Annotated in this window: 6 protein-coding genes and 1 pseudogene; all 7 read right to left on the bottom strand. The window is 41.2% G+C overall.

What is annotated here, in order from left to right:
- Nucleotides 1-315: pseudogene (locus AC37HE_RS09000) on the bottom strand (hypothetical protein); the annotation flags it as partial.
- A gap of 196 nt (nt 316-511) precedes the next feature.
- Nucleotides 512-2,842, bottom strand: coding sequence for a GH92 family glycosyl hydrolase (locus AC37HE_RS08995; RefSeq protein WP_500782497.1), 2,331 nt, complete (start codon nt 2,840-2,842; stop codon nt 512-514).
- Nucleotides 2,843-2,928: 86 nt separating this feature from the next.
- Nucleotides 2,929-4,422, bottom strand: coding sequence for a RagB/SusD family nutrient uptake outer membrane protein (locus AC37HE_RS08990; protein WP_500782496.1), 1,494 nt, complete (start codon nt 4,420-4,422; stop codon nt 2,929-2,931).
- Between the two features lie 22 nt (nt 4,423-4,444).
- On the bottom strand, nt 4,445-7,843 hold the full coding sequence (locus AC37HE_RS08985) for a TonB-dependent receptor (RefSeq protein ID WP_500782495.1): 3,399 nt from the start codon (nt 7,841-7,843) through the stop codon (nt 4,445-4,447).
- A gap of 176 nt (nt 7,844-8,019) precedes the next feature.
- Nucleotides 8,020-9,072 carry a FecR family protein gene (locus AC37HE_RS08980; protein WP_500782494.1) on the bottom strand — a complete coding sequence of 351 codons (1,053 nt, stop codon included), beginning with the start codon at nt 9,070-9,072 and terminating at the stop codon, nt 8,020-8,022.
- A 134-nt stretch (nt 9,073-9,206) separates the two neighbouring features.
- Nucleotides 9,207-9,797: an RNA polymerase sigma-70 factor gene (locus tag AC37HE_RS08975; RefSeq protein WP_500782493.1), complete on the bottom strand. Its 591-nt coding sequence runs from the start codon at nt 9,795-9,797 to the stop codon at nt 9,207-9,209.
- A gap of 82 nt (nt 9,798-9,879) precedes the next feature.
- Nucleotides 9,880-10,230 (bottom strand): AAA family ATPase (locus AC37HE_RS08970; protein WP_500782492.1); only part of this gene is annotated, 351 nt, incomplete at its 5' end.

Here is a 10,230-nt window from a genome sequence, read left to right as displayed (position 1 = left end):
CCAAACCATTGAACTGTTGGAACTAGCACTGGTACAGGCTGTCTTGGTCGGCCAGTTTAAATGGTGGCGGTCGAAATTCAAAAAATCCTTTGTTGAAAAGACGCCTAACTCTTCACCGCCCCACGGATCGATTGTGGCATATATATAAAATGTATCGCCATCCTTGATGATACACGGATCAGCAAAATAGCCATCAATAATTGGATTCGAGATTAATTGTGCTGGCTTCGAATTTTCTTTTTTTGCCGAACTGGTGCAGGCTGCCAGTGCAATTGCAATAACAAGTAATAAAATTGGTCGATTTATCTTCTTCATGGTTCGTTTTTTAGCTAAAGGTTCAACCTAAGTCTATCTCGGAATTCCAGTTCAGAATCGGATTTTAAAAGAGGTAGAGGCTCCGCCGCAAAGTTAACGGCGCGGGCCTCATCTCCAGACTTCGTATTCCTCCCACTCCAATATCGTTGTTTTTGATCTTTTGTTCTGGTTACCCGACAAAGAAATTAGAACAGACTTAAGGCATTTGCCCCCATGATTTATTAGGTTTGTCGCCCATTTCCAAAGTAATCTTAGCTCCCTTTTCCAGATCTTCCTGCGAAATTTTCCAGCTATTCAATTCCTCTCCATTCAACTTAGCAGACTGGATATAACTATTCTGAGGGCTATTGTTCTTCGTTTCAATTTCGATCGTCTTTCCACTGTAATAGTCCGGATTCAAATGAATGACTACTTTATCAAACAGCGGACTTCCCAATTCTAACTGTGGTTTTTCCAAACAGCCTCCGTCCATCGAGAACAAGCCAAGTTTCATTAAAACGGACAATGATCCCATCAGCCCCTGATCTTCATCTCCATTAAAGCCTCGTTGCGGGCTAATCCCCTCGTAAACCGTTTCAACAACTTTGCGGGACCAATACTGCGTTAACCATGGCTGACCGAAATAATTAAAAATAAAGGCTGTTTGGATTGACGGCTGATTGCCATAGTTTATTGGAACCCGATTGTACTCCGGATGGTGTTCCACATCGTGCGACGTGCCAATTGTGAAGCCTTGCTTTTCAGCTTCTTCGAAAGATTGATTCAATTTGGCAGCTGCCTTTTCATTACCCCCCATGAGTTCGGCCAAACCTTCCAGATCATGTGGCACAAACCAAGTCGATTGAGCGCCGTTCGATTCAATAAAGCCGTGTTCATGTTCATAGGGGTCGAAGTCGGGTTTCCAGTTTCCGGCAACATCTTTGGGGCGCATCCAGCCGCTTTGTGGATCGTAAACATTCCGGTAATTTTGGCTACGCTTTAAAAAATACTGATAGTCCTCTTCATGTCCGAGCTTGTTCGCTAATTGCGCCAGGCACCAATCCTGATAGCTGTATTCCAGGGTAAGGCTCGCGCCATCCTGATGGAGGCCAAAATCTCCATCAGGAATAGGATAAGGGACATAGCCATTATCAATATAATATTTCAATCCTCCCCCCAAACTCGTATTGTGTTCATAACCTGCTTTCTCCATGATTCCTCCAGGCATATGATCCTTTTTCAATGCCTGATATATGACATCCAGGCTATCCTTTATTAATCCTTTTTGAATCGCACTTACAATGAAAGGGGTTGCAGTAGCGCCGGTCATGACATATGTATAATTTCCCCCTGAAGGGCCACGGGGTACTAACCCGCCATCCCGGTAGTACTGCATCAGCGAGTTTGTGAAATCGACCATCATCTCCGGATAAACCAATCCCCAAAGTGTGTTGATTGTCCACTGGGCTCCCCAGAATGCATCTGAATTATATTGATTAAAGAGTGGCTTCCCATTATGATCCAATGGGATTTGACCTATTCTGAAATGGTTACCGGTATTGTCCGGATATGCGCCATTCACATCACTGATCGTTCGACGGCCCTGAAGTGCATGCCACAGATCCGTATAAAATCGTTTTTGTTGTTCCGTAGTTCCTCCTTTCACTTCGATGCGTGAAAGCAGCTTATTCCATACATTTCTGGATTCCTTTACAATTTGGTCAAAATTCCATCCCGGAATCTCTGCTTTTAAGTTCTCTGCTGCATTTTCAACGGAGGTATAGGAAATGGCGACTTTCATGAGAAGTTCTTTACTCTTTGAAAGATCGATTTTGACCAAGTAATTTTTACTGTTCTCATCCTGAACAATGGCTTGAACCGGCTCGCTTAACTCAATATGAAAGAATACAGTGCAATCTTTCGGTCTACGCATGGTTGGAGCGTTTACAGTTTTTCCGTCCAACGTGTATTCGTTTGTTTGCTTTAGCTCCCCATCTTTCATCAAGCTTGGACCCAGTAAGCCATTTAAGTTAAGCAACAGAGCTGCATTATCCTTAGCCGGAAATGTATATCGATGAAATCCAACTCGTTTTGAAGAGGTTATTTCGGCTTTGATCTGATAACGATCCAACTCAACAGACTGGTAACCGGGGCTCACAATCTCCTTTTCATGACTAAAGGGTGAGGCATAATCACTAAAAATAGTTGCTTTTTCGTCAGCCTTAAACGTCACAGGCATTACGGAAATACCAGCTAACTGCCAGGCATGGACATGACTAAACCCTTTAATGGTATCCGTATTATACCGGTAGCCACTTCCCCAGGCACCTCCTGTTTGAGTATCAGGACTTAAATTAACCATTCCAAACGGGCGACATGCGGAAGTAAAGAAAAACCAGCGAGAATTGGCACTATCGACTGTTGGAACCACCAAATCAACCGGACTTTGGGTCTCTGCAGAATTGAGCGTTGAACAGGAGCTAAATGTGATGCAGATGCCAGAAAGAAGTAGAAATAATTGCGATTGGATATAGCGAGTGAACTTCATGCTTATGGGTTTGGGTTAGGAATTCAAGATCGGAAGAATGAAAAAAAGAATAACAGGCAAGATTGCCTGTTATTCTGTAATATATGTTAGTATTCCGGATTTTGCCACATCACACTGGTATCGTCATAACGATCCATTTCTGCTTGCGGTATAGCAAAAACTGCACGGAAAGATTGTACATTACTGGAATATCGGCCATTTCCTTCGTCTGTTTCATCAAAGAAATTAGACATTACAGGAATAAAGTCTCCCCAACGTACCAAATCGAACCAGCGCAAACCTTCGTACATAAACTCGACTCTGCGCTCTTGTTTAATCGCAGTCAGTAAAGAAGCTTCTGATGCAGTCTGCAATGAAGTCAGGTCATCCAATTTAGCTCGTTCTCTCACATCATTCACATAGCCTACAGCTTCTGATGTAGGTCCTTCAGTGGCATTGATAGCCTCAGCATACATCAACAGAACATCTGAATAACGGATGATTGGCAAATTGTTTGCCCAATCGGTACCCGATTGTGGTTGATATTGGTGACGACTGTATTTGGTACACCAGGTATAACCTGCAGCACCAGTACCTGTAATCTGGTCTGAAGTGGCAATCGTCTGACGGTAGTCCCCGGATTCATACGCACTAACCAAATCTGTTGAAACCTGCATTGCTGAACTTGCCCCACGCAAAGCATAGCCTTCATCTCCCGTATAACCTTCCGGCATACAAGATTCGCTGAAACCCTGACCTTCTCCGGTTAGTCCACCAATATATTGAACCTCCCAAACACGATCCTTTGTAACATCATTATCATAGGCATCTGTGAAACAATCCTCATAGTTTTCAGCCAATGAATAGATACCGGAATTTATAACTGCCTCAAGATAAGGTTTTGCATTGGCTGGCTCATCCATAAACATATACAGTCGTCCCAAAGCAGCATCAGCAGCATATTGGGTGATTCTCCCAGCATCATCGGCACTCCACTCTTCAGGAAGAAGAGCAATTGCAGCCTTGTAATCACTTACAGCCTGTGCAAAGGTTTCAGCTTGCGTTGAACGGGCAATAGCATAGGTTTCTGCAGTTGTATATTCAGCATCAACAATCAAAGGAACGCCACCAAAGAATTTTCCTAAGTTGTCGTAAGCCCAGGCACGCAGAGCATAAGCTTCACCTTTTATATCCGCTTTGGTAGCTTCATCATCAAAGGCAACGTCATCAATACGAATCAGAATACTATTACAACGAGTGATGATCACATACATGCTTTCCCAAATATTGGTCAAACATGTACTGTTTGAATTATCGGTAAAAATCTCGGCTCCATCAGAATATAAGTTTGTATTAACTGAATTGGAATCATCACTACGAGCAATAAGGAAATGCAAGTACCCGGTATCTCCATCAAAAACATCCTGCTGCGCTGCATAAACAGCTGAAATAGCCAGCTGAAAATCGGATTGAGAGGTATAGAACGTAGTTGTCGTGTAAAGAGACTCCGGGTCGGGATTAAGGAAATCACTACAACTAGAGAGTAACGACCCCGAAATAGCTAGAATAAATAGCCCAATTATTTTTGATATATTTTTCATCTTGAACATGATTAGGGGTTAGTTAGAAAATTAAATTGACACCTAAAGTAAATCTTCTGCTAAGAGGATAGGTACTGTAATCAACACCAAGCTGTGTAGTTCCGTTACCATAACTACTAGTTTCAGGCGTATAACCTGGATAATTACTGAAGGTGTAAACATTATCAACAGAACCGTATATCTTCAATCCTTGTATCTTTGTATTTTTCAACAGGTTAGCAGGCATATTATAGCTTAAAGTTATATTCTTTATTCTGACGTATGTTGCACTATAAACACGTGAGTTTGTATCATCGGCCCAGTTATAAAAGTTCTGTGTTTTGCCATCCCATGACATATCGATACCATGAGCTTCAGCATATTCTGTTGGAATAGCAGACTGTAAATATTCAGGTTTATAGCATCTAACCCAGCGGGCATATGATGTACGTCCATAATATCCGGCATCAATATGACGAGCACCAAGGAAGTAAATCTCACCACCACTCTGACCTTGCAACAAAACACTCAAGTCAAAATTCTTATACGAGAACCGGTTGGTTAACCCCCAGGTAAACTTAGGCAAGTTACTTCCGTAAGGAACAAAATCTTCTGCGTTAATATTACCGTCTTTATTGGTATCCACATATTTGAAGTTACCTTCTTCCTCACCTGACAAAATCGGCACTAAAGCGTTTCCATTGGCATCGAAGTCACTTGGTGACAAAAAGCCATCGGTTGGTAAAACATAGAATTGGGAAACCTGTCCGCCAACCTTTGTAATAAACTGTCCACCATTGATCGAAGAAATGATTTGAGTGGTATTTTCACCCATGGCAAGCACCTCATTACTATTGTGCGACAAATTCAAATTCGTATCCCACTTAAATTTCTTATCAACGTTATGAGAGGTTAGATCAACTTCCCAACCTGAGTTGCGGATTTTACCAATATTGGTCAAAGTTGAACCAAAACCTGTAGTGTATGGAATAGGCACATCAAACAGCAAGTTTGTTGTGATATTTCTATAGTAGTCAAAATTAAACTGCAGACGGTTTTTGAACGCTGATAAATCAAACCCAATATCCGTTGATTTTGTCTCTTCCCACTTCAAATCAGGATTCGAGACATTAGAAGCAGCAGCACCCAGTTGCTTGCTCTCACCATAAGCAGAATAATAGGTTCCCAATTGCGACATATATTCATAATCACCAATACGGTCATTACCGGATGTTCCATATGATGCACGAAGCTTCAACAGGTTAACCCATGCTACATCTTGCATAAATCCTTCCTCATTAAGTTTCCATCCTGCAGAGAAAGAAGGGAATGTACCCCATTTGGCATCGGTACCAAAACGAGAAGATCCATCATGACGTACACTGGCAGTAAAGAGGTATTTCTCCATGAAATTATAACTTAAACGACCAAAGAAGGAAGCAGTCGAATAGGTTGTTCTTTCAGTAGATGCTGTTACCGCAGTTGAAGCCTGGTTCAATGTTGTTACAGTTTCGTACGGCCATCCCGAAGCCTCCAGGTTAGCAATATAGTATTCTTGCTTTTCAGCACTTTGTCCTGCCAGAATATTTAAATGGTGATTTCCAAACTGCTTATCAAATGTCACTGTATTCTGGAACACTTTATCGTTTGTGCGTGATGCATAGCTATTACCCGCTGATTTGTAGGCACTTCTGTTTACTGATGCCGGTTGGAAATAATCGTAAGTTATTCCATCATAACTTCTGCTATACTGCATTTTATAGGTCAACGATGGTAATATTTTCCACTCGCCCCACAAAGCCGCTTGCAAGCGTGTCGTCTTCGTATCATCAGTTGTTTCTTTCAACTGAGCCAACGGATCAATCCAGGTAGCTCCCCAGTCATCAGAAGTTTCGGTTGATACAGGAACACCGGTATAATTATTCTCGGCTGTTCTTATCGTCATTCCCGGAGACACCAGCGGAGACATCATCAAGGCATGGTGAGTAGGTGAATCTTTACCTTGACGGTCACCTAAGTTGGCACTTCCCAAACTTTGGTCAGACTCTGAAAATGACATATTCGTTCCAACTTTGAAATTGTCAGTAATATTCAAAGATCCATTCAAACGAATATTGTAACGATCAAAATCGGTTGCCTTAATAATACCTTCCTGATTCATGTAACCAATTGACATGAAAACATTTCCCATATCTCCGCTCGCTGATGCTGAAGCTTCGTAATTCTGAATCGGAGCAGTACGTAAAACTTCACTCTGCCAATCGGTAAAATCAGTTGTTGTACTCCAGAAAGTCGGGATTTGCATTGCACTAGGTCTGGAAGACATCGGATCACTCATCGAGCCTCCGGAGCGAATATAATCTGCATTTCTCAAATACATATTATAGGCAACCCACTCAGGACCATTCATCAAATCAAGCTTTTTCTCCGGAGTCTGCAAGCCATAATAAGCATCAAATGTAATGGCTGGTTTGCCTGAACCGGTTTTAGTTTGAATAAGGATTACCCCGTTTGCACCACGTGAACCATAGATTGAAGTTGCAGAAGCATCCTTCAATACTTGAATTGTCGCAATATCTGAAGGATTAACACCATTCATATCGTCGCGAGGAACACCATCAATTACATACAAAGGGCTACTGCTTCCGTTAATTGTATTGACACCACGAATTCGGATTGTCAAATCCTGTCCCGGGATACCACCACCGGTTGCTTGTGCATTAACACCTGCCAGCTGACCTTGAAATGCTTCACTTACCGTAGAAACAGGTCTGGCTTCCAATGCTTCATTCGTAATTTTAGAAATTGAACTGGTCAAATTCGACTTTTTCACAGTACCATAACCGATGGCCACAACTTCGTCGAGACCAATTGTACTGGATTTCAAAGTCACGTTCACCTGACTTTGACCAGTGTATGCCACTTCTGAAGATTCCATACCTACAAACGAAAAGATAAGGATTGGGTTTTCCCCGGAAACATCGATAGAGAATTTACCATCGAAATCAGTTATGGTTCCCTGTGTGGTTCCTTTCAACACAACAGTTGCTCCCGGAACAGGGCTGCCACTTTCATCAACAACAATACCCTGAACCTTTGTAGGTTGTTGGAAGACGTAATTTTTAGCATCACCGTTTTCATTATCCGGACTCAAAATAATCTGGCGGTCTTTAATGTCATATTTCACATTTTCACCCCGAAAGATTTCGTCCAGAACTTCAGTAATATTACTTTCATTTGCGTTTACGTCAACGCGTCGGTCAACATCAATAAACTTACTACTGTATAAGAAAAAATAGTCACTGCTTTTTTCAATTTGCATCAATACATCCTTGACTGTTGTATTGCGCATATTGACCGAAATACGGGCGGTTTGAGAATAGGAGTCAATTGCCAACACCTGCCCAACCAGGAGTAACAAAAATAGAATAGTTAGTTTCATACATCTCAAAAGTTTGATGACCATAGGATAATATGATCCCCGGCCAAACCGTTTACGATTTTTTTCCATAGTTTTGTAATGGTTTGAATTAAACAATTTTTTATTCCAAAGTTGTAATCATTTCAACCTTAAGGGAGGATGTGCCAGCATCTTCCCTTGTTGATTTTTAGAAAGCTCTATTTCAATACATAATCCTGTTTTGATATTTGATATTTAGTTTTAATAACTCTTCCATTTGAATTAATTTCTTCTTTTTTCAATTTTAACCCCGATGCCTGCGTCAGGTATTCCAACACTTGCTCAATGGTTTCTTGTTGAACAGTCATCGTAAAGGTATAATCCTTCAATTTATGATCGGGATCAACAATTTTGATATCCGCGTCGTACCAGCGATTCAAACGAGTGACAATTTCAGAGAGCGGATCATCTCTAAAGATGAGTTTACCGTCTTTCCACGAGGTAAATTTGTCGGTATCAATATTTTTTTTCTGAATGACCCCATCTTTCTTGTTTAGTAAAATCTGTTGCAAGGGCTTCAAATCAATCTCTTCAGCTTTGCCTTTCGGCGTAAAACTTACTTTTCCCTCTTCCAACACCACCGAATAGGTATCATCGGCTGTGTAACTCGATACATTGAAACGGGTTCCTGTTACGGTTACGGTTCCTTCGGGAGTTTGAACATGAAAAGGATGTTTTTTATCCGACTTCACATGGAAATAAGCTTCACCTACAAGAAATACTTCCCGGTTCTTTTCTGAAAATTTAGCCGGATACTTCAATGTTGTACCTGCATTTTGCCATACTTCGGTACCATCAGGCAAGGTAGTTTTCATCTTCGAACCCATTGGTGTTTCCAGGGTACAAAAGCTATCCTTCGAAAAAATGGAGTTGGAAACAACTTGCCACACCGAGAAAAGTAACAAGGGAATAAATAAAACAGCCGCAACTTTGTAAGCATAGATATACAAGCGCTTAGCCATTGGCCGTTTTGAAGGCTGCTCTATATTAATTCTATGGTGAATCGAATCCAGCATCTGACCCAGTTCATCTTCCGCAATTTCGTTTCTGAACGATGGTGTGTTGCTCCAGTAGTCGACTAGCAGGGGCTGTAATTTTTCGCGATATTCTTCCGATTTGAAAATCGCGGTAACCTCCTCAAGTTCTTTAGCCGAACACTGATCGTTCAGGTATTTATTGATGAGCAAGCCTATATTTTCTGATTTATTCATTCATTTCACATTTAAAGAACAACCGCCAAATACCAGGTATTTTTTGTCGAAGTTCAATGGTATTACGAAGAAGTACATGGTACCCCCCAAGAAAAAATCAGAAAATTTCAGTTTTTATTAAAAAAAACAAAAGTCTAGAAGAAAAGTGCTGAAAACAAGAGTGTTCCAAAACTACCGGAACTTAATTTTTTTCGCACGGTTTTAAGGGCCAGGTTGATATGGTTTTCAACTGTTTTACTGGTGATCCCCAACTTATCAGCAATTTCGGCATGGCTTAATCCCTCTTCCCTGCTCATGCGGAAAATACGTTGTCGCTGTTCCGGAAATTCAGCAACAATTTGCTCAATGGTATCACTCAACTCATGATAATCAGCCAGGTTTTCCACATCACCCGTATTTTCGGAAAAATGAAGCTTTAAATAGGCCTGGTATTTCTCGCTTTTCAAACGAAGGCGAATCAGGTCAATAGAAATGTTGTAGGATATTTTAAACAGATAAGCTTTCAACGATTGATCACTCTTTAGCTGTTCTCTTGAATTCCAGAGCTTCAGAAAAGTTTCCTGGACTATCTCTTTGGAATCTTCGTGGTTTTTAAGAATTGAAAATGCAAAACCATAGAGCCGCTGACTATAGGCCTTATAAACTAAATCGAAAGATTGCATATCTCCTTTTTGCAACCGTTCTACCTGTTTGTCAGCTAATCCTAGGTTTATTTTATTATTCATTCCCACCACAATTGGGCATAAAACTAAGAAAATAATCTTAGATAAATGACTTTCGTCAAGAAACTGTTTGCGCAAACACTGCTCAATAACGCTTTTTCCACCAATTCTTCAGGCGTTCCAGAATTTTCAGTTCCGAAGCATTATTTTGTGGTACGTAAAAACGTTCAGCCTTCAATTGTTCGGGCAAGAAATCCTGTTCAGCAAAATTCCCCTCATAAGCATGGGCATATTTGTACTCTTTGCCATAGCCCAATTCTTTCATCAGCTTGGTTGGTGCATTTCGAATATGCAAGGGGACCGATAAATCGCCGGTACGCTGAACGATTTGCAACGCTTTGTTGATCGCTTCGTAGGCCGAATTACTTTTAGGCGAAGTAGCCAGGTAAATGGCGCATTCCGACAAAATAATCCGCGACTCAGGATGTCCAATTTG

The sequence above is a fragment of the Mangrovibacterium sp. genome, from assembly GCF_059905295.1.
This window is presented reverse-complemented; position numbering and strand designations above follow the sequence as displayed.

Bases quoted from the DNA above. Each gene is read 5' to 3' on its own strand.
- AC37HE_RS08985 (WP_500782495.1), bottom strand. From the start codon at position 7,843: ATGAAACTAACTATTCTATTTTTGTTACTCCTGGTTGGGCAGGTGTTG.
- AC37HE_RS08990 (WP_500782496.1), bottom strand. From the start codon at position 4,422: ATGAAAAATATATCAAAAATAATTGGGCTATTTATTCTAGCTATTTCG.
- AC37HE_RS08980 (WP_500782494.1), bottom strand. From the start codon at position 9,072: ATGAATAAATCAGAAAATATAGGCTTGCTCATCAATAAATACCTGAAC.
- AC37HE_RS08995 (WP_500782497.1), bottom strand. From the start codon at position 2,842: ATGAAGTTCACTCGCTATATCCAATCGCAATTATTTCTACTTCTTTCT.
- AC37HE_RS08975 (WP_500782493.1), bottom strand. From the start codon at position 9,797: ATGAATAATAAAATAAACCTAGGATTAGCTGACAAACAGGTAGAACGG.